Origin of the sequence: Paenibacillus sp. GCM10028914, assembly GCF_042666275.1 — a bacterium.
In the GTDB taxonomy this organism is placed as follows: Bacteria; Bacillota; Bacilli; order Paenibacillales; family Paenibacillaceae; genus Paenibacillus_AQ.
In genome coordinates this window covers 827,899-854,520 of sequence record NZ_JBHTFO010000018.1, presented here as the reverse complement: position 1 = coordinate 854,520, position 26,622 = coordinate 827,899, and the positions used below count along the sequence as shown (strand labels likewise).

Annotated in this window: 22 protein-coding genes and 1 other annotated feature; of the genes, 9 read left to right on the top strand and 13 right to left on the bottom strand. The window is 44.3% G+C overall.

Annotated features, from left to right (window positions below):
* Positions 1-8: 8 nt before the first annotated feature.
* The 11 genes from ACFQV5_RS24630 to leuC all read right to left on the bottom strand — a co-directional run bounded on the left by ACFQV5_RS24630 (position 9) and on the right by leuC (position 16,487).
* Positions 9-1,787 (bottom strand): ABC transporter ATP-binding protein, encoded by a 1,779-nt coding sequence (locus ACFQV5_RS24630; protein ID WP_379250985.1) that lies wholly within the window; start codon positions 1,785-1,787, stop codon positions 9-11.
* Positions 1,788-2,174: 387 nt separating this feature from the next.
* Positions 2,175-5,822, bottom strand: a complete 3,648-nt coding sequence (locus ACFQV5_RS24625) for a dynamin family protein (protein WP_379250983.1) — start codon at positions 5,820-5,822, stop codon at positions 2,175-2,177.
* A 156-nt stretch (positions 5,823-5,978) separates the two neighbouring features.
* Positions 5,979-6,254, bottom strand: a complete 276-nt coding sequence (locus ACFQV5_RS24620) for an NAD/NADP transhydrogenase alpha subunit (RefSeq protein WP_379250981.1) — start codon at positions 6,252-6,254, stop codon at positions 5,979-5,981.
* Positions 6,255-6,280: 26 nt separating this feature from the next.
* On the bottom strand, positions 6,281-6,967 hold the full coding sequence (gene nth, locus ACFQV5_RS24615; protein WP_379250979.1) for an endonuclease III: 687 nt from the start codon (positions 6,965-6,967) through the stop codon (positions 6,281-6,283).
* A gap of 86 nt (positions 6,968-7,053) precedes the next feature.
* Positions 7,054-9,777, bottom strand: coding sequence for an S-layer homology domain-containing protein (locus tag ACFQV5_RS24610; protein ID WP_379250977.1), 2,724 nt, complete (start codon positions 9,775-9,777; stop codon positions 7,054-7,056).
* A gap of 79 nt (positions 9,778-9,856) precedes the next feature.
* Entirely contained in the window at positions 9,857-10,477 is a 621-nt protein-coding gene (locus ACFQV5_RS24605; protein WP_379250975.1) for a GerMN domain-containing protein, read from the bottom strand.
* Between the two features lie 28 nt (positions 10,478-10,505).
* The gene (locus ACFQV5_RS24600; protein WP_379251167.1) at positions 10,506-11,873 is read right to left on the bottom strand and encodes an N-acetylmuramoyl-L-alanine amidase family protein; all 1,368 of its coding nucleotides are present in this window, start codon (positions 11,871-11,873) and stop codon (positions 10,506-10,508) included.
* 214 nt (positions 11,874-12,087) lie between these two features.
* Positions 12,088-12,732 carry a GerMN domain-containing protein gene (locus ACFQV5_RS24595; protein WP_379250973.1) on the bottom strand — a complete coding sequence of 215 codons (645 nt, stop codon included), beginning with the start codon at positions 12,730-12,732 and terminating at the stop codon, positions 12,088-12,090.
* A 36-nt stretch (positions 12,733-12,768) separates the two neighbouring features.
* Positions 12,769-14,235 (bottom strand): N-acetylmuramoyl-L-alanine amidase family protein, encoded by a 1,467-nt coding sequence (locus ACFQV5_RS24590; protein ID WP_379250972.1) that lies wholly within the window; start codon positions 14,233-14,235, stop codon positions 12,769-12,771.
* A gap of 204 nt (positions 14,236-14,439) precedes the next feature.
* Positions 14,440-15,042 (bottom strand): 3-isopropylmalate dehydratase small subunit, encoded by a 603-nt coding sequence (leuD, locus tag ACFQV5_RS24585; protein ID WP_379250970.1) that lies wholly within the window; start codon positions 15,040-15,042, stop codon positions 14,440-14,442.
* Between the two features lie 20 nt (positions 15,043-15,062).
* Positions 15,063-16,487: a 3-isopropylmalate dehydratase large subunit gene (gene leuC / locus ACFQV5_RS24580; protein ID WP_379251165.1), complete on the bottom strand. Its 1,425-nt coding sequence runs from the start codon at positions 16,485-16,487 to the stop codon at positions 15,063-15,065.
* A 217-nt stretch (positions 16,488-16,704) separates the two neighbouring features.
* Between leuC and ACFQV5_RS24575 the strand changes: the two genes are divergently transcribed.
* A complete protein-coding gene (locus ACFQV5_RS24575; RefSeq protein ID WP_379250968.1) occupies positions 16,705-17,640 on the top strand; it encodes a LysR family transcriptional regulator in 936 nt (311 codons plus the stop codon).
* On the top strand, positions 17,630-17,803 hold the full coding sequence (locus tag ACFQV5_RS24570) for a hypothetical protein (RefSeq protein ID WP_379250966.1): 174 nt from the start codon (positions 17,630-17,632) through the stop codon (positions 17,801-17,803). The genes ACFQV5_RS24575 and ACFQV5_RS24570 overlap by 11 nt, the downstream gene beginning before the upstream one ends.
* 145 nt (positions 17,804-17,948) lie before the next feature.
* On the opposite strand, the gene ACFQV5_RS24565 is transcribed toward ACFQV5_RS24570, so the two are convergent.
* A complete protein-coding gene (locus ACFQV5_RS24565; protein WP_379250964.1) occupies positions 17,949-18,131 on the bottom strand; it encodes a hypothetical protein in 183 nt (60 codons plus the stop codon).
* A 95-nt stretch (positions 18,132-18,226) separates the two neighbouring features.
* Positions 18,227-19,021: a carbon-nitrogen family hydrolase gene (locus ACFQV5_RS24560; RefSeq protein WP_379250962.1), complete on the bottom strand. Its 795-nt coding sequence runs from the start codon at positions 19,019-19,021 to the stop codon at positions 18,227-18,229.
* A 236-nt stretch (positions 19,022-19,257) separates the two neighbouring features.
* Between ACFQV5_RS24560 and ACFQV5_RS24555 the strand changes: the two genes are divergently transcribed.
* From ACFQV5_RS24555 to ACFQV5_RS24525, 7 genes are all read left to right on the top strand, one after another.
* Positions 19,258-20,451 (top strand): pyridoxal phosphate-dependent aminotransferase, encoded by a 1,194-nt coding sequence (locus ACFQV5_RS24555; protein ID WP_379250960.1) that lies wholly within the window; start codon positions 19,258-19,260, stop codon positions 20,449-20,451.
* Between the two features lie 64 nt (positions 20,452-20,515).
* Positions 20,516-20,732, top strand: a binding site (T-box leader).
* A gap of 57 nt (positions 20,733-20,789) precedes the next feature.
* Complete coding sequence (gene proB, locus ACFQV5_RS24550) at positions 20,790-21,893, top strand: glutamate 5-kinase (protein ID WP_379250958.1); 1,104 nt, start codon at positions 20,790-20,792, stop codon at positions 21,891-21,893.
* Between the two features lie 20 nt (positions 21,894-21,913).
* Positions 21,914-23,161 (top strand): glutamate-5-semialdehyde dehydrogenase, encoded by a 1,248-nt coding sequence (locus tag ACFQV5_RS24545; RefSeq protein WP_379250956.1) that lies wholly within the window; start codon positions 21,914-21,916, stop codon positions 23,159-23,161.
* Between the two features lie 23 nt (positions 23,162-23,184).
* Entirely contained in the window at positions 23,185-24,054 is an 870-nt protein-coding gene (gene proC / locus ACFQV5_RS24540) for a pyrroline-5-carboxylate reductase (protein WP_379250954.1), read from the top strand.
* Positions 24,051-25,265: a 2,3-diketo-5-methylthiopentyl-1-phosphate enolase gene (locus ACFQV5_RS24535; protein WP_379250952.1), complete on the top strand. Its 1,215-nt coding sequence runs from the start codon at positions 24,051-24,053 to the stop codon at positions 25,263-25,265. The genes proC and ACFQV5_RS24535 overlap by 4 nt, the downstream gene beginning before the upstream one ends.
* A gap of 2 nt (positions 25,266-25,267) precedes the next feature.
* On the top strand, positions 25,268-25,945 hold the full coding sequence (locus ACFQV5_RS24530) for a 2-hydroxy-3-keto-5-methylthiopentenyl-1-phosphate phosphatase (protein WP_379250950.1): 678 nt from the start codon (positions 25,268-25,270) through the stop codon (positions 25,943-25,945).
* Position 25,946: 1 nt separating this feature from the next.
* Entirely contained in the window at positions 25,947-26,615 is a 669-nt protein-coding gene (locus ACFQV5_RS24525; RefSeq protein WP_379250948.1) for a methylthioribulose 1-phosphate dehydratase, read from the top strand.
* Positions 26,616-26,622: the final 7 nt, after the last annotated feature.

Below are 26,622 nucleotides of genomic sequence, written 5' to 3'. Positions count from 1 at the left end.
TTCCGCGCTCATGCTTTCACCTGCCCTTCCTCATGCCCTGATGCTGTTCTGCGGGCAATGAGGTCTGCATATTGAATTTTGTACACATCCTGATAAGGACCTTCTTCATGAATCAGATCATTGTGTTTACCACGCTGAACCACTTTACCTTCATTAAGAACAAGGATTTCATCTGCATGACGAAGTGATGAAATACGATGTGCAATGATAAACGTTGTTCTTCCCCTCATAACTTCCTGGAATCCGGATTGAATTTCATGCTCCGTCTCCATATCAACGGCACTCGTAGCATCGTCCAATATAAGAATCTTCGGATCTTTCAGCAACGCCCGGGCAATCGCTATACGCTGTTTCTGTCCACCGGACAGCCCCATACCGCGCTCTCCCACGACCGTATCATATCCTTGTTCCATTTCCATAATGAAATCATGAGCCTTCGCCAGCTTGGCTGCGCGGATAATTTCATCCATAGTTACGTTCTTCATACCATAGGCAATATTGTTACGTATGCTGGAAGAGAACAAGAAAGTTTCCTGGAACACGGTAGCAATTTGACTGCGTAAGCTACGAATCTTTATATCCTTAATATTGATGCCATCAAGCTTAATACTTCCAGAGTTCACATTATAAGCATGCATCAGAAGCTGGATAATCGTTGATTTACCTGAACCCGTTCCCCCAAGAAAACCGATTACGGACCCTGGTGGCGCATTCAGGTTAATATCTTTTACAGCTGCTACTTTATTACCGTAAGCAAAAGTTACACTATCAAACACAACATGACCTTTAACTGTGTTCGGATCAAGTACAATCGCGTTATCACGATCTTCTACATCAATTGGTTGGTTAAGCAATTCCAACACACGCTCACCGGAAGCCTTAGATTGCGTGTAGTTATTAATGTGGAACCCGATGCTCCACATCGGCCCGATGATATACCACATCAAGCTGAAGAAAGCGACCAACTCACCAAGCGAAAGCTCTTTCTTTATAACCATCGTTCCACCTGCAAGAAGTAATACAACTACGCTGATGTTAGCGAACAGTTCCATCAGCGGGAAGAATTTCGCCCACAGGGATGATGCAAAAATTTGATTCGTCTTGTAGCGCTCATTTCTTCCGGAAAACTTCTCCACCTCGTGAGGTTCACGAGCAAAGGATTTAACCGTACGAACCCCAGTAATGTTCTCCTGTACAGCGGTCGTTAACGAGCTAAGCGCCAACCGCATTTCTTGGAAAGCTGGGTGAATCTTGGATTCAAACTTAAGCGCTGTCACAAGAAGGAATGGCATACTAACAAGCGTAATCAACGTAAGCTTCCAGCTGATCGAAAACATCATAATAGATCCAAAAATCACCATGAGACCAAGGTTCAAAATCTGAGCAAAGCCGAAGCCAATAAACATCCGGATCGCTTCGAGATCACCCGTAAGCCTTGACATCAAATCACCAGTCCGTGCTGTGTCATAGTAACGGAATGACAAGAATTGCAGTTTTTCATAACAGGCGTTCCGGAGCCTATATGCTAAGAAGTTACCGAGGCGCCCTCCAAAATAACCGTGTAAAAACTGCATACAAGCTTTCAATGCCACTACCCCTACAACAGTAAGTGCGAGTACAGGTACAATACTATAATTTCCTGGCTGAATTGCATCATCAATCAGCCTTTGCAGCAGGTTAGGATACACGAGTCCAAGTGCGGTCGCGATCGCCAGACACAGTATGGAAAGAAAGAGATAGCTTCGTTTCTCCCAAAAGAAGCCCTGCAGTTGCCTGAGAACATTCATGATTTTCCTCCTTTGGATTATTTACGTTCAGTTATGTAGCATTTATGAAGTTTATCATCGACCTGTATAAGCGGCAAAGAGAATAAAACGTCATAAATGAGCTAATGGGACTTAAACTAGTCAATTAGTGCAACTTTTCCTACTTTCATGATTAAATAGTCGGTAATTCTCGATAATCCTGAGGATATGAAAACAGGTCCGTTTTTCCATATCAGATCGATAAAAATTGTAGTTTTAAAGTCTTTTTGAAGTCATTTATTTGGGATTTTATGTAATTTAATTATGTTATTCATCCTGTATGAACGCTACTTTCAATATAGGATACAAAAAAAGGAATCCGGGATTGATCAGCCCGAATTCCTTTTAAATTGTTTTTAGATGTATCCCTTATCTTTTCCGCTCCATGAGCAAAAGTTCATGAGCCAATGTACGCCAAATATCAGATGACTGTCCGTCCTCTAAGGACACAACCATGGCGCTCAGCGTCTCGTTCAATTGCTCCTGTAAAACGTCTGCATGCATTAAGAGTGATCGCTTAATCTCTTGTTCGTAATGAGATACGAGCTGAGTTTCACGCTGCTTCGCAATAATCGCCACAGATTCTTTTACCTTTGGCTCTGCTGCTTCACGGAGCTTCTGACTTCCGTTTCCTTCAAAGAAGTGTTTCGGATTCTTGAAGTGCGGCCAATAGGAAAGCCAATCCTCACCTAAGGACAGATCGGTTTCTTCCAAACTTGGGGTTGACCATTCTGCATCCTGACGAATAGAAAGCTCTACACCTTCTGTTAAGCTTCTGATAGCATCGGCCGTCTGACGGGCAGCATCCTCGGTCAATTTACGTCCCTTCTGTTCCAATCGAAGCGTAGTTGCCCAAAACTCCTGATCAAGTTCTAGCGAAAGCGTGCGTTCTAAGTCCCGCCCGCAGGCTGCAAATGCCGATTTCAAACTGCCGGCATCCTCTCTAAGTACGGAGGGATGGAACGCTTCTTGAAAGAATCTCCCCATCGCATAATCAAGCCGTTGTCGTACATGAAAGAGCAGCTCCCCGCACTCCTGAGTTATTTCACGTGTCATATCCATTACTTTCAGGGCAGAGAAATATTCCTCCGCTTTTAAACGAACCTTCTCAAGTCCTGAAATTCGCTGTCTCCGGGTATCTTCATCCTGTTCAGCAAGCTCAGCCCACGCTTCTACTCGGCGCCGTGCCGACGATATTTCATCGTAACCAGCTCTCAGGGATAGGCCAGGCAAATCCTCAACAGCAAAACGATCAAGCGCAGTCTCAAATGGGATAAAACCGGAAGCTTCAAGCTCCTGCTCATGACCATTCAGCTTACCTCTCAGTGCAGATAAACTGGAGACCGGATAAATATGCGGGTTAGCAACTCCACTGCGGACAAGATTCGTACGCACGTGGGAGACAACCTCATCCAATTCGTCAGAAGAGGATGCTAAATCAGCAGCGTTTACGACAAAGAACATTTTATCAAGTGTAAAACTGTCTTTTACTCGGCCAAGCTGGGACAAGAACTGTCTGTCAGCTTTGGAGAAAGCGTGATTGTAATAGGTGACGTATACAATTGCATCTGCGTTTTTGATGTAGTTGAACGTGACACCCGTATGACGGGCATGAAGAGAATCCGCTCCCGGTGTGTCTACCAGCACGACTCCCTGCTCTGTTAAGGGACAGCTGTAATATAAATCGATTCCATCAACAAAACAGGATTTGGTCTCATCTGCGACAAAACCACGATATTCCTCCATACCTACCGATTCGATCGTCCCGAGCTTTGTATTCATGCCTTCCCACCCAGCTGCCGCAGCTTTCAGGAAGCCGTAATGCGGCAGTCCAGCAGGATGCACACCTTCCGGTGTCAGAGCCTCTGCGGTCTTCCTCCAGCTCCCTTCATTCGGCTCCGGTAAGCCCAGCACACTAAAGGAATACTTGAGATCATCCCACCAGATATCTTTCGTCTTCATACGGACAGCAGCTGTTCCGTGAGGATACTCTTCTGTCGGTACGACGATCCGGTTCACCGCCGCCGTAGTTGGATGCGGTGATACCGGTAATACCGATTCGCCAAGCAAAGCGTTGGCGAATGAGGACTTGCCCGCGCTAAACGCTCCAAATAGCGCGAGCGTGAACGAGCCGCCCGCTAGCGCATCCGCGCGGGCGTGCAAATCCCGCGCGGGCGACGCCAGCGCGGGATGCGGCGCCAGCAGCGCCGCAGCAGCACGCAGCTCCGCTGCCGCGGCTTCAAGCCGCTGGCGCCGGCCCCCGGCCGCGCCCTGTGGCGCGCTGCGCCGGGGCGCCGTGCCGCTGTTCCCCTGCTGCAATGCAGGGGAACCCGCGCTTGCTGCGGCCTGCGGAGCCGCAGCAGGCTCCCTCACCTCCGGCAGGAGGCCGGGGGTGAGGGAGGTAAGCGGCGGCACCAGCTGTGCCGCCGCAAGGGCCCGGTCTGCTTCCGCCTGCTGCAATACAGCATAGCGAGCGGAAGCAGACGATTGCGCCAGCAGCTCCGCACGCTGGCGCGCAAGAAGCTCCAGGCGGACAGCAGCATCGTCCGCCGCCAAGACCCGTACGTTGTCGGCAAGCTCTGACAACGCACGTCGATAGCTGCCCTTGATTTCCTCGGACAGCAGCTTACAGTAGTTAAGCACATACTCGCCGGAAAGGACCGCATCCGAATTCACTGTGCTTGTAATACTCTCCACGGAAACAACGGGAACAGGCAGCAGTGAATTCGTCATCGTTTCCCATTTACTGCTCCAAGCTTCAAATCTTTCAATAAATGGCCGAATCAAATTTCTAACATGCCAATCCACTTGAGCTGTAACTTGCTCAGATAAACGTTTATGGAATATATCGAGTCTCCGTGACTTTTCTTCCTCCGTTTTTGCAGCAGCAAACAAAAATCCTTTTTTAAACCCACTTTTACGGCTCTCTAAAAATGACAATGCTAAATCTCGAATATCCGCTGGCATCAAGTTAGCATTGGCAAGCAGTGCATCGCCCTCACGGCGGAGTTCAACTCTTATCTCATCCGGGAAATTCTCCAAACGAATCTGTTCTTGCTCCAGTTCTTCGATTTGAGCGTTTAGTGCAGCTGCAGCTGCTTCCCCACCCATCTCCGCCAGCAATTGTTCCTTCTCTTCCTGATGACTTCGGAGATAAGCTTCAGCATGCCGATCCGCAGCGTGTCGCATCGAACAAGCCACACTATAATCTAGAAGTACTTGCCTCTTGTCTAATAATTTTCCGATGACTGACTTCAAGTCCACCCACTGGTTATAAGGATGATCCCACACCTTAAGCGAAACACACAGCAATCCATTATAGCGGACTTTCCACTGTGCAAATGCCTTCTTTACATCTTCTAAATAGGAGGATAATGCGAGCTCTTCATCACGATGTTTATCGATCTGGTTCACAATCAAATACAATGGCTTTCCCCAATCGGATAAACTTTTCGCAAATAACAGATTACTCTCGGACTGCACATGATTGTAATCCATCACATAGAACACGACATCTGCCATATGAAGCGCAGAATGCGTTGCTTGCCGATGCCCATCATCTGTAGAATCTACACCAGGAGTATCCATCAAGACACCATTCGGTCCAAGAATGGATATATCGTCCCAAACCTCGATAGCAGAGTACTCTCCACCTTCTTTACAATATGCAGCAAGCTCCTCGGTACTTACATTCAGCGTCTCACCAAGTCCACCATCAGGTCGATGAATAACCGCCTTTGGGATGCCGTTTCGAATGGTCACTACATTAGCACTTGTCGGCACTGGACCCGACGGCAGCACCTTTTTCCCGCAAAGAGCATTAATCATACTCGACTTTCCAGCTGAAAAATGTCCACAAAATGCAAGGGTCAACTCACCTGCGGCTTGTTTGCGAATTAAATCCCCAGTCAGAGCCGCGGAGGATTCATCATTCCATCCCAAAAAACGATCTCTGGCAGCCTGTAAAGTGCCGATGCTGTATCCGGTTTCATGATCAGTCACTACCTTCAATGTCATCCTTCTCTCCTATCGTTCTTATCTATAATAAATGTCACATATTCTCAGATCATTTCATTGTAACATTGCCGGAGCCTTAATGAAATCACCAGTCCTCTGAGAAAATAAAAAAAACGGCCCTTTTCAGGGCCGCATTTGTTCAATTCAAGCTCGATCTTAGGAAAGAGCTGCGTTTTCTGCTTCAGGAATAAGAATTTCGAATACATTTCCATGCTGCAGAATGGTCAAACCTCTCGATTTATCGCGCATAACAACAACTTCTGGTTTTTGAGACATACGCTCCAAATAATGTTCTGGAGCCTCACCCGAATTGCTGTAAGTTACGCCTTCCAATTCTTTTTCTTCATTTTCTTCCAGTTGGCTCTCCACCACTTGTTCAAAAATGTCAGAGAACAATTCAAAGTTGTCCGTGTAAACCGAGATGCATTTCATAATTTAATCCCATCCTCTTATTCTGTCTATTTCTTGCTTGTTGCGGTCTGTTCCTTATTCTTCCTGACCATGGACGTTTTCATACGCTTCTTACCTTCACGGCATACATCTAGAAGCGGACATATCTGGCATTGTGGATTCTGGGCTTTGCAGTGGTATCTGCCAAAAAAGATAAGCCTGTGATGCGTTAGAGTCCATTCTTCACGCGGTACCCGTTTCATCAACTTTTTCTCCACTTCAAGCACACTATCTTTCCACCCAGCTAAGCCGAGACGCTTGGATACACGCTCTACATGAGTATCCACTGCGATAGCAGGTACGCCAAAAGCGTTCGATACGACCACATTCGCGGTTTTTCGCCCAACTCCAGGCAGCTTCACCAGCTCATCATGGGCTTCGGGCACTTCTCCACCATATTGATCGATTAATAATCGACACAGATTTTGGATATGTTTAGCTTTATTACGGTATAGTCCGATCCGCCTGATATCTTGCTCCAACTCTTCAATCGGTACCGAAACATAATCCAACGGTGTTTTATATTTCTGAAACAGATCCTTAGTTACTTTATTAACTGTTTCATCCGTACACTGTGCTGACAACAAAACTGCAATTGTCAGTTCAAAAGCATTTTCATGATGTAATTCGCAGTGTGCATCCGGAAACATGTTTTCTATCGTATCAAGTATATGCCGTACCGTGGCCGAGTTCATAACAAGATCCCTCCCGCAAAAAAAAGTCTTGATGCGACAAAGCCCCGCATCAAGACGGTGTTTCTCGTGTATTTCCCATGTGATAACTATTGTTTCACGATCTCTACAACCGTCCCGTTGTTGAAATACAGTACAATATTATCATTTTCTTTAAGGGATTGCACGGACAAGTTCTGGTCTTTTTCATGAACATATAAATTTGATGACGCTGGGAACCGATTATTTTCGGTTGTATATGAACGTTTTACATATACATCACCGTTATCATAACGCCAGTAAGAACGGCTTAACGAATCCAAAACCTTAACAATCGTCGTTCCATCAATATCCTTACGAACTTCAACTCGATCATTGCCAGTAAGGCTGTTCAAATTCGTAGAAACGACTCCTCCACGAATCACTTTCACTTTTCCAGCAGTACTTACTTTCTCATTAGCACCATTAAATGCTTTTACCGTAATTGCTCCGCCTGCTGCATCAACCTCTACAATTTGACCAAGTGTAAGTTTTACATACTGCACAGAACTCGCTGTCGTACCAACAAAGTTAACATTAATCAATGTTCCAGCACGAAGATCATTCACACGAATGGCTTGACCATTCTCGTCAGTCAGCACTGCTTTATCCGTGTAAAATTCACTTGTCACGCCTTCATTCTTAACTCGAATGCGGCTTAAAGCCGGCTCTGTAGATACAACTTCGAATTGAAGCGCTGATTTGGTTTTTAAACTGAACAAGCTATCTTGATTGCTTGATAATTGTGCTTGTACTTCGTCTCCGATTTTAATATCAGAAATGGAAGCAACCGGCTTGCTGTACAGTTCAACTTTTGGCGAATTGTATGGAATACTGATGCTTTGTCCATCATCGGTCATAATCGTAATCGTTTTGGTTGATGTGTTAATGTTCGTAACCTTACCATCATGCTTATAAACAACTTCTAGTGTGAGTGCACGGTTACCAATGTGAGTCACATTCACCTTACGTCCTGCCCCTAAAAGTGCTTCAACAGAAGCCAAACTACTTCCAGCTGAAGAATCAAGCTTTGTCTTATCATCCAAAATGATAACTTTTGGAAGGCTCTTATCATCACTAACCATCAACCAGCGTTTCTTGGCATCGTAAGAAACGACCGTTACGCCGTCCATACGTTCCATTTGACGATTCAGAACTTGAATCTTAGTAATCTTTTCTTCTCCGTTGATCGTCAGTTCAACTTGGTCACCCGAGGTAGCATCAGCAAGAAGATCCCCCAGTACCGGTTGTGCAATTCCGCTAATAACAAGCTCTGGCTTTTCCACCAAAAACTTCGTTTCCAACTGAGAACTGTTACTCCGCTTATAGGTAATTGTTCTACCGTTACTCTCTACATTATAGAGCATAGCAGTGATCGTCCGATCTACACTTTGGCTTACCTCTACCTTTTGCAACACACTGTTCTTCACGGTAATGCTCACAACAGAACCCGCCTTCAGTTCGGATGCATTAAGAAGTTGGTTCTGATATTGGATCAACGTACTATCATCCCATTTAAATGTATCAACCACGTTACTTGTCGTATCTTTGAAAGAAATCGTCTTGTTAACAGTATCAACAGACTGGACAATTCCGCTTGCCGTCTTGTTAACTAAGCCATTCTTCACTCGTATGGAAACAATTCGCTTTTGCGGAGAGAACGTTTCACGCTCAACCGTAACGATGCTACCCGATGCCATTGTATTCGGATCAATCTTTACACCGTTCTGATCAAGGAACACGGTATTGGCATCATAAGTCAATTCTTCAAACGTATTGTTGGAATCAAACCAAATAACGTTATTCGGAGACAGACGAGCATATGTCCGTTCTAACGATTCAACCATCTGTGTTGGATCTGTAATTTCTACATATGCTGCTCTACTGTCCTTACCAATGACGATGACCTTCGTATACGGTTTAATGTCCGAGTTCGACAATCTTTTGGTTGAACTTTTCTCAAAATAAGTTGTCGATCCATCAAGTGTAAACACACTTGGTTTTCCATCGATATAGATTTCGAGTTTTCCGTTATCAACGGATGAAACATAACCTTCATACTGATTATCATAATTCGTCTCAATATGAGCTTGCGCACGACTTAAAAATGTCGCCAACTGTGCTCTTGTGACGGCACCCTGTGGATCAAATCTATTTCCGCTAACACCTGTTACCAACCCGAGGTCTACGGCTACGTTAATATAACCAAGCCGATCTGCGGAAATTTTGGCGTTATCCGCAAAGCCCGTCGATTTATTCATAGCTGCATTTGCATCAGCTGTGCGACCAATAGCTCGAACCAATACTTCCAGTACCCATTCACGGGATGCTTGCTTTGCTCCCCAGGTAACTTTAGTATCCGAATAGCCAGATTCTTTTTTCTTGTCGAGCAGGCTTTGCTGAAGCGCCAACTTTACATATGGAACTGCATAATTACTTACTTTCATATTTGTCGGTAATGTCGTAGTCGAGCCGGCACTATCACCCGCTTTTTGATTTAGGAAGCGGATCGCCATCGTTACTGCTTCTTGCTGGCTCACAGGGTCATTAGGTTTGAATTTTCCATTACTCCCCACAACAATTCCCTGTGCCGCTAATTGATAAATATACTTTTCTCCCCAATAACCTGATTTAACGTCAGTGAAGAGACTTGATGTTGAAGCAGAAGTGCTCACTGCCGATTGTTCACCAGCGGCAGCAGCGGTAGTTGCTCCTGCTCCAAGTACCATCAGTCCGGCCATGACGGCGGAGACCACTTTTTTGGAATGATATTGTTTGTTTCGATTAGATACCATTTTGTTTCCCCTCTCATATCTGCTGTTTCCTCAATATTCCTTTATTCGACAACAGATCGTGATCTCCTTCAAACCGTCATTACCGAGTTTCAGGATTTTCTAATTCAACATGCCCCATCAAGCTCTCTACTTGTTCGCCATCTACAAGCAATTGAAGAGATTTTACTTCCTCAAATTGAAAAAAGGTGTTCTTTAGCGCATCAACCGCAAAGGTTTCTCCGCCTGCTCCAAAGTGTGCTTCAGCCGGAATATGGAGATCAAGCGTCAGTTTCCCGCTTTCAAAGGAAAAAGAGTTCAGATCAACCAATTCCCAAAGAGGAACTAACTCCTCGTTATCGCTTGTTTTCAAAGCATTAAAGGCCGCTTCATACTTCTCAATATCTTTTTCAAATGAGATTTCGGCTTGTCCCTGGGTCAGCTTCAACAGCTCCGGATCGGTGTAGTATACCGTGATCGTTTCTGTTTTTTTGTCGTTTGGTGCAGTCTCATTCGGTGATTGGCTGTTTCCACCTGCTCCATTTGTTACTCCTGCTCCGTTGTTGCCTTCTGTTGCTTCTCCCGAGTTTTCACCAGGTGCAGGCGTCACTGTTGTGTTTTGTCCTGTTGTATTTTCTGGTGCTGCTCCGGGCTTTTGTCCGCAACCGGCACTAAATACCATTACTGCTGCAAGCAATCCCAAAGTCCATATTTTCTTGTTCATATGCCCACCTCCTGAAATCTTTACTGATTTATTGAACTTTTAAATATTCTTTCAAACCTACAACTACAGATTCTGCAACCTGGTTTTGAAATGTCGTATTAAACAGCTTGCTTTCATCATTTGTGTTGCTGATAAAGCCTACCTCAAGCAGTACAGCAGCCATATTCGTTTCTCGAATGACATGGAAATTCCCGTATTTAACACCGCGATCTTTGAGCCCAGTAGCTTTAATTAAATACTTGTGAATGGTATTCGCTAAGGCTTTACTGGAATCCCGGTTATAGTAAGTTTCTGTACCTGTTGCTGCTGAAGGGCCACTATTCGCATGAATCGATACAAACGCATCTGCCTTCAGATTATTAGCGATTTTCACTCGGTCCTTCAGTTCCAGGAAAGTATCATCACTTCGCGTCAAGACAACGTCGATGTTCTTTTCTTTTTCCAAAAGCTTTCCTACTTTAAGGGCAAGAGCAAGTGCAAAGTCTTTTTCTTTCTTACCTGATGAACTTACGGCTCCTGGGTCATGCGCTCCGTGTCCTGCATCAATGACAACCAGTTTCTTGCCATTAGTACCTGGTTCAGTTGTTGAGGCATTCAGATCCACAATGAAAACCTTAGACCCACTACCAGTTCCAGAAAGAGTATAGTTCTTCGCTTTATTAAGATCGATAACAATTCGTACGGTAGAAGGGCTATAACTATAAAGCGAATATCTAACTAATTTGACATCTGGGTAACCCGTAACTTTCAATTCACCAGTGCCAGTATCATTAATGTCATTGTTACTGCTGAAAGATTTAGAGAATTTGGCGTTCTCAACATCAATTACAATTCGGTCAGGGCTTGTCAACTTCATTATTTTCGGATTAACACTACCTGAAACAGCTACCATCAGACGGTTATCACTGAAACTAATACCATTGATCGTTGACAAACCATCTTCACCTTCGTTTGGAATGTTTGTTGATGGGGTAATAAGATATACTGCTTTTTTCTTATTATCCCACTTAACGTTCAACCCCATCTTTTCACTGACAAAACGGATAGGTACAAGCGTAGTGCCACTGCGGAGCACCGGCGCTTTACTCATCACCGTACTTTGTCCGTTAATCTTCGCAATCGTTTTTCCAATGACCATTTCAATTGTATTTGAGCCACTTTTAACAGTCACGGTTTGAGTTGCCTTACTCCATTTTACGGAGTAGCCTAAGTTTTCGGAAATGACACGAATCGGCACCATGACCGTCCCATTTGTATTTTCCACCTTTACATTTGAAGACAACTTCAATTCACTGCCATCCAGATAAATCTTGGCACTGTAAGAACTCGCATCTGCACCTTTAGGAAAGGCCACCATAATGACAAACAGAAACAATAAAAAACCGAACTTCTTCATCATTCACCCCTACCATCCTATTGTTTTGCCATAGATTGGCGTTTCTGTACTCGGCCTGTCCGACATTACCTGACAAACTATAGACGCTTCCTATTCATGAAAGTTGCGGAATTATTCCCTTTTTACTAGAAAAACTCCCATTTCTATAAAGAAATAGGAGTTTAGTCTTGGATAATTATGAAATATTGATATAAATTTTAACAACTAGCATTCATTAATGGCGGGTCATCGGATGTTCAAGATCGACATGTCCCATAAGACTCTCGATCTTGTTGCCTTCTACCAGTAACTCAATAGATTTCACTTCTTCAAACTGAAAGAATGTATTTCTTAGAGCTTCAATAGCAAATAGTTCTCCACCAGACCCTAAGTTTGCTTCATCAGGTTTCACAATATCGAGCGTTAATGCCCCCTGATCAAATTTCACTGACGTCAGCTTAATTGACTCGTGCCACAATGGCACTAGTTGATCATCTCCACTTTGTTGAAGACCTTCAAATGCTTTAGCATATTTATTCTCTTCATCCGTAAATGCAATTTCTTTCGAAGACTTTTTCAAATCTAAAAGTTCAGGATCTGTATAATAGAGCTCGATGGTAGCTTTTTTCTCCTGTGTACCTGCGTTACTACTGTCTGTCTTTCCATCTGTTGTCCCTGGCGTATTACTTGGGGTTTGTCCCTCTACATTAGTATCGACAGGTGTTATCTCTTTATTAACTACAACGTCTTCAACGTCCTCAACTTGTTGAGACGGTTCCTGAGACGGCTCAACCGGGGCCGCCGCTGGCTTCTGTCCGCATCCGGCGCTAAGAGCCAGGACAAGTGCCAACAGACCCGTAACCAAATACTTTCTGTTCATAGTTTGTTCCCTCCGTGTTCAAAATCTCGTAATGATTTATTGTACTTTAAGATATTCTTTAATACCACTTACGATACCTTTTGCAACACGATTTTGAAAATCATCATTAAATAATTGTGCTTCATCCTTTGAATTACTTAAAAAACCAATCTCTAGAAGCACAGCTGGCATCTTAGTTTCTCTTGTAACATGAAGGTTGCCATACTTTACTCCGCGATCCTTTAGACCCGTCGCTTTAGCAAGATGTTTATGAATAATATTAGCAAGCTGAGTGCTTGTCTCCCGTGTATAATAAGTCTCCGTTCCGTTCGGACTGCTAGAAGTATTACTGTTTCCGTGGATGGAGACAAATATATCAGACTTTAGATTGTTTGCAATTTTAGTCCGGTCGCTCAGACTCAATGTGGAATCGTCACTTCTAGTCATAATTACATCAATACTCTTCTCTTTCTTTAGTAAAGCTTCCACTTTCAGAGCAATGGATAGATTCAATGCTTTTTCATGTTTTCCAGTCACACTAAGTGCTCCTGGTGCGCTGCCTCCATGACCTGCGTCAATGACAACAACTTTCTTACCTTCCGTTCCTATTGGCGGGGTCGGCTCCTCCGAATCCTGTGCATTAAGATCTATAAATACGAGGCCATCATTCTCTGAAGAAACCGAGTACTCCACTGGGCTTGTCAGATTAATAACGACACGTACAGTTGAAGGAGAATCACTAAACAATGCATATCGGATAAGCGACACATCCGGATAATCTGTTACAGCCAACTCACCACTATTTTGGGTGTTTAAGGTATGTTCATAACCAAAAACTTCAGAGAATGCCGTATTCGGTAAATCGATAACAATACGATCAGGAGCATTTAACTTAAATACATTCGGTTTTACATTTCCGCTTGTTGCGATCATAAGACGATTATCGCTGAAACTAATAGCGTCAACAGTTGCAAGTGTACCTGGTGTTCCAGGAACCGAAGGACCGACAGGATCTACAGGCGCAACCGGTGATTCGGTATCAGGTTCAACGGAAGGCGATCCCTCTTCGCCCTCGAACCAAGGATCACTCACACTTCCTGATGATAGATAAACAGCTTTCTCTTGGTTGTTCCATTTAACATCCATTCCCATCTGACTACTAACAAAGCGAAGTGGTACCAAGGTTGTCTTCCCACTTAGGACTGGCGTAATATTCATACTTACCTGTGACCCATCAATATCTGCGGTCTTACTGCCAACAACCATCTTAACTGTTGTTATGCTGTTCTGAACCGTAACGGACTGACTTGATTTCTCCCAATCAACTTTGAACCCTAAGTTCTCAGATACAACCCGGATCGGAATTAAAATATTGTTGTTTACATTAGCCACTTGCACACCGGACGTCAAATTCAGCTGCTGCCCATCCAAGAAAATCTTAGCACTCGATGAAGCAGCATCTCCTGCTTTTGGAAACGCTAGCAAGAAGACTACTAAAAACACTAGAAAACCTAACCTTTTCATGAATCCACCTCTATCATTCTATGTTTTCGCAAAAGCAATTCAGCGTTCCGCTGCAGGTAATTGGACATATACCGACATGGGAATGAAGTCCGTCCTATCAAGAAGCTGTATATAATATCCATAATAACAGAAAAAACTTCCATTTCCTACATCGGAAATGGAAGTTTAATAATCTTGTAACCTTTTGTAGATTAACTTGAGAGATTAGGCGAACAAACGGTCTGCATGCTTTTTCTCATAAGCATCGATTTCGCTTTCATGCTGTAAAGTCAGGCCAATATCATCTAACCCTTGAAGCAAGAACTGGCGACGGTGCTCGTCAAGATCAAATTCAATGCGCAGATCTTTTCCATCGGATATCGACTTGTTGTCTAAATCAACAGTCAACTGATACCCTTCCTGTGCTCTTGTGCGTTGGAAGAGATCTTCCACCTGCTCTTCAGACAATTTAATCGGCAGAATACCATTTTTAAAACAGTTGTTATAGAAGATATCTGCAAATGATGGTGCGATAACGACACGGAAACCGTAATCCATAATCGCCCAAGGAGCATGCTCACGTGAAGACCCACAACCGAAGTTAGCTCTGGAAATCAACACAGACGCTCCCTCATAACGCGGCTGATTCAGTGAGAAGCTATCAATGACAGCTCCCTGTTCATCAAAACGCCATTCATAAAATAGGAATTGTCCGAATCCTGTACGCTCAATACGCTTAAGAAATTGTTTTGGGATAATTGCATCTGTATCAACGTTTACCCGATCAACAGGCCCAACGATACCCGTAAGTTTAGTGAATGGTTGCATAGTATGTTCCCCGTCCCTTCTTAGACTACTGCTTCTTCTTTAATAAAATTCCAGTCACGAACATCCACAAACCGTCCCTTTACTGCTGCTGCTGCAGCCATAGCTGGAGATACAAGGTGAGTTCTACCGCCACGACCTTGACGTCCTTCAAAGTTACGGTTGGATGTCGAAGCACAGCGTTGTCCAGGTTTCAACACATCCGGGTTCATAGCCAGACACATACTGCAGCCCGCTTCACGCCATTCGAAACCAGCTTCTGTAAAGATCTTATCCAAGCCTTCTTTCTCAGCTTGAATTTTAACACGTCCAGAACCAGGAACGACAATAGCAGTTACATTCTCAGACACCTTATGTCCTTTTGCTACAGCAGCTGCAGCACGAAGATCTTCGATACGTCCATTCGTGCATGATCCGATAAAGACATAGTCGATAGGAATTTCTGAGATAGGTGTTCCAGGTACAAGAGCCATATATTCAAGTGCTTTTTCAGCAGCTTTTCGTTCATTTTCTGTTGAGAAATCAGCAGGATTTGGAACCGTTGAAGAAATATCAGTACCCATACCCGGGCTCGTTCCCCAAGTTACTTGCGGAATCAAAGTTTCAACATCAAACTCAAGAACGGTATCAAACGCCGCTCCTTCATCAGTTACCAGACCCTTCCAAGAGGCGACAGCACTGTCGAAATCCTCGCCTTGCGGCACATGCTGGCGTCCACGAAGGTATTCAAAAGTCGTCTCGTCTGGTGCGATCATTCCCGCTCTAGCTCCACCTTCAATAGACATGTTACATACCGTCATACGCTCTTCCATCGTCAAATCGCGGATTGCTTCACCTGTGTACTCAATAACATAACCTGTAGCAAAATCCGTTCCATACTTCGCGATAACACCAAGAATCATATCCTTCGCGGTAACACCTGGATTGCGTTTACCTACAAAACGAACTTCCATCGTTTTCGCTTTAGCTTGCTGTAAACATTGTGTTGCCATGACATGCTCAACTTCACTTGTACCGATACCGAAAGCGAGTGCACCAAAAGCACCATGCGTAGAAGTATGGCTGTCACCACAAACAATCGTTTTACCTGGATGTGTCAAACCAAGCTCAGGACCCATTACGTGAACAACACCCTGGTCAATCGTATCCAAATCGTACAGTGTTACACCGAAATCGCGGCAGTTCTGAGTCAATGTGTCAATCTGTTGTTTAGAGATAGGATCTGTAATGTTGTAACGATCCTTCGTTGGAACGTTATGATCCATTGTAGCAAATGTCAATTCAGGACGGCGCACCTTGCGACCGCTGAGGCGAAGCCCTTCAAATGCCTGCGGCGAGGTCACCTCGTGAACCAAGTGCAGGTCGATATACAGAATACCCGGCTTACCTTCTTCCTGATGAATGACGTGGTTATCCCAAATTTTTTCGAACATCGTCTTTTTACTCATCATATTCACCCCATTAATTCGATCAAAGTGAAAAGAAAGATTTACCTTCCTTTTCGATTGATAGTAATATATCATCTCCTGTCTCATTGATCCAAGATATAAAATCTATAAAAGCAATAGGTATCATCTATAAGTCGTTTTTGCTTTTCAAATATAGGAAATTACCTATATAATATTGTTAGAATAATAGGTAATGCCTATAACGGAGTGATAATGAATGGAATTTAGACAGCTTCAATATACACTGCAAATCGCCGCAGACAAAAATTTTTCCCGTGCTGCAGAGAAATTACACATTGCTCAACCCTCGCTCAGTCAACAATTATCGAAGCTGGAAAAGGAGCTTGGCGTCCTGTTGTTTCAGCGCAATACGAGCACGGTGGAACTGACACATGCTGGCGCAAGTTTTGTTGAACACGCTCAAAAAATTATGGACTCAGTAGAACAACTCCGACAAGAAATGTCCGATATATCACAACTTCGTAAAGGAAAGGTTGTCGTTGGCAGCATGCCAATTACCGGCTCACACTTGTTACCAAGAGTTCTGCCAGCGTTTAAACAATCCTATCCCGATATCGAAATCACATTAATGGAAGACTCCTCATTGAATCTTGAAAAATTGACTGCAAGTGGTAAGGCTGATCTTAGCTTGCTTTCTTTACCCCTGACTGAGCCTTCGCTTTCATGGGTTCCTGTCGGTGTAGAGACGATCGATCTTGCGGTGCCACCAGAGCACCCGCTCGCACTTCGAGCGCACAAACACCCGACAAAGCCCGTATCTCTGCAGGAATTGAAGGATGATTCTTTTATTCTGTTAAAAAAGGGACAAGGATTCCGGCAAATTACTTTCGACCTTTGTAGAGACGCTGGTTTTGAACCTAATGTTGTATTTGAAAGCAACAATATCGAGACGATACAGTCGCTTGTTGCAACAGGTATGGGTGTTACACTCGTCCCTCACTTCATCGCCCGGGCAAAGCGAAGTGAATTCATACCCGTCTATTTAAAGCTTGCTGAACCGGTCCCAAGCCGCACATTAGTCATTGCTTACCGCAATGGGCGTTATTTATCTAAAGCTGCTGATGCTTTCATTGAAACTTTCAAGGGAGTCATGGACGCTCTTGCATCTGAAGGAGATACACATGAAGAATGAAGCATTTTTATCTGAAGCAGCCGGAGCAACTACTATTAGTGAATGGGAAAAAGCTTTAAAGGATTATAATGTTTCCTTTGAACAATTGCTTCCTAATAACGAGAAAAAAATGCTCGCACTAAAGGAAAAAGATTCAGAACAAATTGAATTAACAAAAAATTAGAATGGACTTCAATAAATAAATAAATAAATAAATAAATAAATAGCCAGTCGCCGGATTGATTACCGCGACTGGCTATTAACTTGTTTCATACCTGTTTAGAAATGAGGGCTGATCCCCCATAGAAGAATCTCTTTAATTTAGAATACTATTTACGCAAATTATGCTTATCGATCATCCGGTTTTGATTATCCGTGATATGTGCCTTTTCTTCTATGGCAGATTCATGCCCGTTACTTCCGCCTGCTATATCTTCAACAAAATTACGAAACTGCTCTTTCTGCTCTTCCATACTTGCTTGGTTGTCCTTGTTTTCATTGTTGTCAGTCATAGTATTGGGACCTCCTTTATAACGGAATACCCATAGTATACCCGCTCGTCAGGAGATGAAACGGCATTAGACTCGATATTTGTTTTATATCACCATTATTTTATGCTATATAAATTAGGTCTACGGTCTTCAAACACCGGAATCCTCTGTCTTACTGAATCTGTGAGAGAGCTGTCTAAGGTTCCTGAAACAATCGTCTCTTCTTCCCCGCCTTCCGCGACGATTTCTCCCCACGGATCAATGATCATTGAATGACCAAAGAAAGATGTATCACCGCTATCTCCTACACGATTGCACGCAACAACATACATTTGATTCTCTATCGCTCTGGCCATAAGAAGTGTTCTCCAATGATGCAATCGCGGATGCGGCCACTCGGCTGGAACAAACAATACTTTAGCTCCCGCTAAGGCAAGGCTTCTCGAAAGTTCCGGGAATCGAATATCATAACAGATCGAAGCTCCCGCTATCAGCCCTTCCTCCAGTTCGAATGTTACCGCCTGATCTCCAGCCTGCAGATGCTTTTCTTCATCCATTAGGCGGAATAAGTGCATTTTGGAATAATTAGCAATCTGCTCACCCTGCCTGTTAAATATGTACATGGTGTTATAAATATGATCCCCTATTTTTTCAGCGACTGATCCGCCTACGATTTGTACATTATGCTTCTGGGCAAAATCGCTCAAACTTTCCTTCGTTTCTTTACCATCCTCATCTGCAAGTTCCTGAATCCGATCAAGTGCGTAACCCGTGTTCCACATTTCTGGCAAGACGAGAATATCAGGCTTAGGATTAGCTTCTACAGCTTTCTCCATTAGAGCGAATATCCTTTTCTGATTTGCTGCAGGATTCCCCACTTCAATATAAGACTGAATAAGTGCAATATTCATGATGCCTTTAGCCCCTTCCATATGTATGTATAACTTACCGTACAATAATAAAATTGTATAAATGTTGTATTACATGAATTGTAGTCATCATAGCCTCATAGGCTTGTAATTTCAATATCCAAACCCTAAATCTCTCTATACAGCTCGGATAAATCGTGTTAAATTATTTCTTAATTCTAAAGGATCTATCATAAACTATCCTGCAGACTCACATTCAGAACCGGAGTGATATATAAATGACTAACACGAAAGAGTCCTTTTCAATACAGCCAGCAACCATCATGTCTACACTACCAACTCAATTCTTCGCTACCCTTGTATCCAAAGTTAATGATCAGGTCGCACAAGGCCATGATGTTATCAATTTAGGCCAAGGTAATCCTGATCAACCAACACCTTCACATATTGTCTCAAAATTGAAGGAATCCGCCGAAAACCCTCTTTACCATAAATATTCACCGTTTACGGGATACACATTCCTCAAGGAAGCCATAGCTAAGCGGTATAAAGAAGATTACAATGTCGATTTAGATCCAGAAAGCGAAGTAGCCATTCTGTTCGGTGGTAAAACAGGTCTAGTTCAGCTGCCTCAAATATTACTCAACCCAGGAGACCTATGCCTCGTGCCGGACCCAGGTTATCCTGATTATTGGTCAGGTGTAGCTCTTGCACGTGCTGAAATGAGTTTTATGCCATTACGTGCTGAAAATCATTTTTTACCAGATTATAATGCGATTTCTCCTTCCGACTGTGAAAAAGCCAAACTAATGTTTCTGAACTATCCCAATAATCCCACTTCGGCCACCGCACCTCTTTCATTTTATGAAGAGACCGTTCGGTTCGCACAAAAGCATGGTATAGTCGTGGCAAGTGATTTTGCTTATGGTGCGATCGGTTTTGACGGACAACGTCCGATCAGCTTCCTCCAAACTCCTGGAGCCAAGGAAGTCGGATTAGAGTTTTACACCTTGAGCAAAACATATAACATGGCTGGATGGCGCGTAGGTTTCGCCCTCGGAAATGCCAAGTTAATCTCTTTAATCAACCAGTTACAAGATCATATTTATGTTAGTCTATTCGGTGGAATACAAGCTGCTGCGGCTGAGGCACTGACCGCTCCACAACAATGTGTAGAAGATCTTGTTCGTCAGTATCAGTCCAGACGTGACGCCTTTTTTGATGCGATTGCTGACATCGGTTGGAACGCAGTAAAACCTGCTGGGTCATTCTTTAGCTGGCTGCCTGTGCCTGAAGGGTTTACTTCTGTCTCCTTTTCTGACCTTCTCTTAGAAAAAGCTCACGTCGCCGTCGCCCCTGGGGTTGGATTCGGAACACATGGTGAGGGGTACGTCCGGATCGGCTTGCTTAGTAGCGAAGATCGTCTCCGTGAAGCTGCTGAGCGCATCGGGAGACTTGGACTTTTCCGATAGGGTTTTTATTTTGAAATCAATGGTTGCTTGTGGTATTCTTTCAAGTAGTGCAATAATTCAATACATAAACGCGTTGACGGGACCAGTAAGAAAGCTTAGTGCACGTTAAGAGAGCAAATTCCTTAGGCTGTAAGAATTTGCCGTGGCAACTTTCCGAATCCTACCCCCGAGCGGCCTTGCCAGAACAGGCAGGACAGTTCCTTCTGTTACAAGGACTCAAGCCGGATGAGATTCTCATCAATAAAGGTGGTACCGCGGAAGTCAGAACTTTCGTCCTTTGATATAAGGACGAAAGTTTTTTTATTCTATTACAACATTAGATAGAGGAAGTGATAGCGATGCCGTCACGCATCGTCGTAAAAATCGGAAGTAGTTCCCTGACAACTGTCGAGGGAGGCTTAAATCTAGAGGCTATCGACTTTTATGCTGGTGAGCTTTCAGCTCTCCGTGAAGCGGGACATGAAGTACTGCTCGTAACCTCTGGGGCAGTTGCCGCTGGTTTCCGTAAGATCGGCTATCAGATTCGTCCAAGACTCCTTCATGAGAAACAAGCCGCTGCAGCCGTTGGTCAAGCTCTGCTCATGCGTTCTTATCAAAATGCTTTTGCAGCACGAGGTCTCATTGCAGGACAAATATTGCTGACTCGAACCGATTTTGCGAATCGTAAACGGATGAATAACGCCAGCATGACTATCGATGAGCTTCTGAAACAAGGGGTTATTCCTATCATCAATGAGAACGATACCGTTTCGATTGATGAGCTTAAATTTGGAGACAACGATACGTTGTCCGCCTTGGTTGCAAACCTTGTTCGTGCTCGCCAGCTCATCATTTTGACCGATACCGATGGATTATATACAGCAGATCCCCGAAAGTCACCAAATGCTCAGCGATTTGATGAAGTTGAAGAAATAACAGATGAAATTTACGCCCTTGCAGGAGGTGCTGGTTCAAGTGTCGGCACTGGCGGAATGCGATCAAAGATTGATGCAGCAAAAATCGCCACACGCGGTGGAGTTCCCGTATTTATCGGTAAAGCAAACGAGCCGGGGGATCTGATCAGTGCACTGGAGACCAAAGGCAAAGGCACTTACTTTGCCACACACCTTTCCTCTCTGCCAATGAAGAAGCAGTGGCTTGGATTTATGTCTTCCCCAATTGGTCGGATCGTCGTAGACGATGGGGCTCAAGAAGCGCTGCTTCATGGTGGTCACAGTCTGCTGCCTGTTGGTGTGAAGCGCGTGGAGGGCAGCTTCCATGCCGGAGACGTGGTCGAAGTTATCAACAGCAAAAATGAGAGTCTCGGACGAGGTATCGTCAACTATGATGACGATCAACTTCAAACTATCGTCGGTCTGCCAAGTGGAAAAGTCATCACCACAATCGGCGAAGTTCCTCGCCTTGAAGTCATTCATCGTGATGAGTGGATTACGTTAAAATAGAAAATAAGGAGGAATAATCCATGAGTGAAGTAAGAAGTAAGGCGGGTCTAGCCAAAAACGTGACTTCCATACTTAACAAACTGAACACGACACAGAAAAATGAAGCTCTTCTAGCAATGGCCGATGCGCTTGTAAGCCGAACAGCTGACATTATTGAAGCTAATAGCGAAGATCTGCGCCGGGGTAAGGAATTAGGAACTTCCCCTTCCCTGCTGGACCGGCTCGCTTTAAATCCTTCCCGAATTGAGGCCATTGCAGAAGGACTCCGTCAAATCGTTCAACTGCCAGATCCGGTAGGAGATACGCTTGAGATTATTGAGCGTCCAAATGGATTAAACATTCGTAAAATCCGTGTGCCTCTCGGCGTGATCGGCATCATCTATGAAGCGCGTCCCAACGTTACGGTTGATGCAGCAGGCCTGTGTCTTAAAACGGGGAATGCCGTTGTACTGCGCGGCGGTTCATCAGCCCTTTCCTCCAACAAGAAAATTGTTGAGGTACTTCATGAAGCGATGTCCCAAACGGCTCTTCCTAAAGACGCTCTACAGCTGATTGAAGACCCGAATCGTTCTTCCGTTGATGAAATGTTAAAACTGAACGGACTTCTGGACGTTATTATCCCTCGCGGCGGAAGCTCTCTTATCCAAAATGTCGTTATGAATGCGACAGTACCTGTTATTGAGACTGGAGCAGGCATATGTCACACATTTATCGATGCATCCGCAAATCCTGTAATGGCAGAAAACATTAGTATCAATGCAAAAGTACAGCGCCCTTCCGTGTGTAACTCGATGGAAACACTGCTTGTTCACAAAGACTTTGCCGATGTACATTTAGCTGAGCTTGCACAGAAATTACGGGAGTCGGATGTCGAGATTCGTGGTTGTGCAGAAACGATAAAGCTTGTACCCTGGGCAACAGAAGCCTCGTCAACAGATTATGCAACCGAGTATAATGATTACGTACTGAATATCAAAGTTGTAAACAATCTGGAACAAGCTATGGATCACATTGCTTCATACGGTACGAAACATTCAGAATGTATCGTTACAGAATTACAGGATAACGCAGAGCGTTTCCTACAAGAAGTGGACGCCGCAGCCGTATACCATAATGCATCTACTCGCTTTACGGATGGATTCGAATTCGGTTTCGGTGCTGAGATAGGAATTAGCACGCAAAAGCTACATGCACGTGGTCCAATGGGATTACCTTCTCTCACATCCACCAAGTATATCATTCATGGCAGTGGTCAAATCCGTCAATAAAATTCAAGAAGGAGGAACAACTTATGTGTCAAACTCCCCAGAATCGACCTTTAATTGATAAGGCAATCACCTTCTACGGTGCAGGCTCCATGGCGGAAGCTTTAGTTCGCGGACTAACCAGCCGTTCGGTTATGCGCCCAGAAGACATAACCATGCTAAACCGAAGCAATATCAAGCGTCTAGAGGAACTACAAGATCGCTATGGTGTGAAAGGAAGTAATGATGACCAAGAGAAATTGGAGATTTTAAAAGCATCTCCTGTCATCGTACTTGCTATGAAACCTAAAGATGCCGCAAAAGCTCTAAAAGAACTTGGACCGATTCTATCTGATGATCAGTTGATCGTATCTATCATTGCTGGTCTTTCCATTGAGACTACACAAAATTTGCTAGGTAAGAAGCAACCTATCGCTCGGACAATGCCGAACACTTCAAGCTCCATTGGACTTGGTTCAACAGGGATCTCTTTTTCCAAAGAAATTGATGATAACATGCGTCAGCTTGTCATGACTTTGTTTGAAGCGGTCGGCGATGTCACGGTTATCGAAGAAGACAAGATGGATATCTTAACCGGCATTTCAGGAAGCGGCCCAGCTTACTTCTATTACATGATGGAAGCTATGACTGCTGCTGGTATCCGAGGAGGACTAACGGCGGATCAGAGTAGAGAACTTACACTTCAGACCATCATGGGAGCTGCCCGTATGGTGCAAGTAACCGGCGAACATCCTTCTGCGTTACGTGCAAAAATAACATCACCGAACGGCTCTACACAAGCTGCACTAGAAAGACTGGATCAAGGCGACTTTTTCGAAACGGTTATTGCTGCTGTAAACCGTTGTGCCGAGCGCTCTCGTGAAATGGGCGCGGTGCTGAAAGGACAAACATCATGAGTAAATGTATAGCGACCTACCGCATCTACGATGACCATGCTGATTTCCGTAAAAAAGCCGACTCAATTGCGATTGGTATGACTGTAGGCAGTTGGACGGAGCTTCCTCAAGCTAAACGGGATTCCCTAAAGAAACACCTTGGCGAAGTTTACGCCATAGAGGTTCATGAATCACTAGGTAACGAGCCAGGGGGCAGATATGCAGATATCCGAATTGCATACCCTGACATTAACTTTAGTCGTGATATTCCTGCTCTCCTCGTTACGATTTTCGGAAAAATATCGATGGATGGGCGAATCAAGCTCATATCTCTGGATCTTTCACCGGAATTTCTGTCTGGTTTCCCGGGTCCCAAATTCGGTATAGACGGGGTTCGTCAACAACTGGGCGTTTACGATCGTCCGTTGTTAATGAGTATCTTTAAATCCGTCATCGGTTTAAATGCGGACGAGTTAAGAGAACAATTTGTTCGGCAGGCTCGTGGCGGAGTCGACTTGATTAAAGATGATGAGATACTGTTTGAAAATGAACTCACGCCTATTGCAACCCGTGTTAAGCTGTGTATGCAGGCAGCAGCGGAAGTCGAACAAGAAACCGGCAAGAAGCTCCTATATGCTGCGAACTTGACCGGTCGCACCTCCGGGCTAAGAGATCAAGCGCTACGGGCAATCGATGCAGGAGCGAACGCACTGCTCTTCAACGTGCTGTCTTATGGATACGATGTACTTCAGGAGCTTAGTTCCGACCCTGAAATAAACATACCAATCGCCGCACACCCTGCACTTGCCGGTGCGATTTATCCATCTCCGCATTATGGGATTTCTGCACCTGTACTGCTTGGACAATTGATGCGCTTAGCGGGAGCAGACCTTGTTCTCTTCCCTTCTCCTTACGGATCAGTAACGATGCCTCGTGAGGAAAATCTCGCCATCCGTGATGAGCTGCATAAAGCTGATCTCGGAGTGAAACGCAGCATGCCAGTCCCTTCTGCCGGAATTCACCCAGGACTTGTCCCTAGGATTATTAGTGACTTCGGAATGGACGTCGTTGTTAATGCGGGTGGCGGTATCCACGGACATCCGATGGGAACAGAAGCCGGAGGACGCGCTTTCGTACAAGCTATTCAGGCAGCTATGGAAGGAACATCTCTTACCGACTATGCAAAGGATCATCCAGAGCTGAACGCTGCTCTTGAAATATGGGGAGGATAAGCATGACATCCAGAAAAACACCGATTGTTTTTTGCGATTTCGATGGAACGATAACCGCAAACGATAACATCGTTGCCATCATGAAACATTTCAAGCCGGAAGGTTATGAAGAGATCATTAATGCGGTATTGGACCAGAGCATTTCTATTCGTGAAGGCGTTGGGCGCATGTTCGCCTTGTTTCCTTCCTCTCGAAAAGATGAAATCGTATCTTATGCCTTGGAACAAGCAGTCATCCGTGAGGGCTTTGCTGAGTTTCTGGACTACTTGAAATCAAAAGACATTCCATTCTATGTTACAAGCGGCGGAATCGACTTTTTTGTTGATCCACTGCTTAAGCCGTTCGACATTCCAGCGGATCATATTTTTTGCAACAGTGCGGTCTTTGATGGCGACCATATTCAGATTACTTGGCCTCATCCATGCCAAGATCCTTGCTCCAATGATTGCGGAATGTGCAAAGTGACTGTGATAAAGGATTACCCTGCCGAGAAATACACTAGAATCTTGATCGGAGATAGTGTTACAGATTTTGAAGGTGCGAAGAAGGCCGATCTTGTCTATTCCCGATCCACTCTTACAGAGCGTTGCGAAGAGATTGGCGTTAATCATGTTCCTTTCGAAACTTTCAATGATATTCTCGAAGATATGAAACATAAACTGAATCAGGGAGTGCTGTGATATGACTTTTTCTGAAATCCCGCTAGAACAAAAACAAACAGCGCTTAGCGAACTTCGCGAAGTGAAGGAATTGTTCGCATCACGCGGCTGGTTCCCTGGAACAAGCGGTAATTTATCCGTACGGGTAGGAGAATATTCCCCAGAACAATTCCATTTCGCGATTACAGCAAGTGGTAAAGACAAGTCAGTACATACACCTGAGGATTATCTCTTCGTCGACCAAGATGGTCGTCCGTGTGAAACAACCAATCTTAAACCGAGTGCGGAAACACTAATTCATTGCGAAATATATCGAAAAACGGGATGCGGAGCTATTTTCCATGTTCATACGATTGATAATAATCTGATTAGTGATTGGTATGGTGAGCAAGGATATGTTCCGGCTCAGGGAATTGAGCTTATTAAAGCCTTTAACATCTGGGAAGAAGATGCAGCGATCCGCATTCCTATTCTTCCGAACTTTGCGGACATCCCTAGAATCGCAGAACTTGTACCAGATGCACTAGACCCTGCAGTTCCGGGCATACTGCTTCGGAATCATGGTATTTATGCTTGGGGTAAGAATTCGTTTGAAGCCAAGCGTCACTTAGAAGCCTTTGAATTTATCTTTGAGTATACGTACCGTCGTTTATTACTGAATGCAACACGGACATCCTCTGTACAATCTTAATTTTCTA